The 503-nt window shown below is 58.8% G+C and carries 1 protein-coding gene; it reads right to left on the bottom strand.

Going from position 1 to position 503, the window contains the following annotated elements; genetic code table 11:
• Positions 1 to 6: 6 nt before the first annotated feature.
• On the bottom strand, positions 7 to 276 hold the full coding sequence (locus tag KY379_RS27240; protein ID WP_261242926.1) for a DUF3077 domain-containing protein: 270 nt from the start codon (positions 274 to 276) through the stop codon (positions 7 to 9).
• Between the last annotated feature and the right edge of the window lie 227 nt (positions 277 to 503).

Genomic DNA, 503 nt, shown 5'->3' with positions numbered 1-503 from the left:
TTTTCGTCAAACGGCCTTGGCCTTCATCAGCCCGATCTCAGCATCGTCGAGCAGTGCCTTGGCCAGGGCTGTGAGGTAATACGAGGCCCAGATCAGCGTGTGGTTTCGCTCCATCAGGCCATCCAGGGTCATGTCCCGTGCGTAACCCATCAGTTCGGAAGCTTGTTCGCGGGCGAACTGGCAGTCGATGCCGGGTTCGATGCGAAACAGTGGTTGGCTTTGGCCTTCACCTTGGTAGAAACAGGTTTCGCCGGGTGTGACGGCGGGTGTGGTCATTGTCGATCTCCCTTCGAAAATTTGGTTGTCTGGGCTGGCCCTTTCGCGGGACAAGCCCGCTCCCACAAGTACCCCGTTGTTGTAGAGGATTATGTTGACCCTCCGCTTCTTTGGGGATTGTGGTGATTCTGTGGGAGCGGGCTTGTCCCGCGAAGAGGCCCGCCGAGACAACACGTCACTTAATGCAGCGTTCGCGGCTCGACCGGCAGATGCGCCCGCATCTGCGC

It is taken from the genome of Pseudomonas sp. HD6422 (assembly GCF_025377065.1).
Lineage (GTDB): Bacteria > Pseudomonadota > Gammaproteobacteria > Pseudomonadales > Pseudomonadaceae > Aquipseudomonas > Aquipseudomonas putida_U.
Note: the sequence above shows the minus strand (reverse complement) of the source record. Positions and strands in the feature narration are given on the sequence as shown.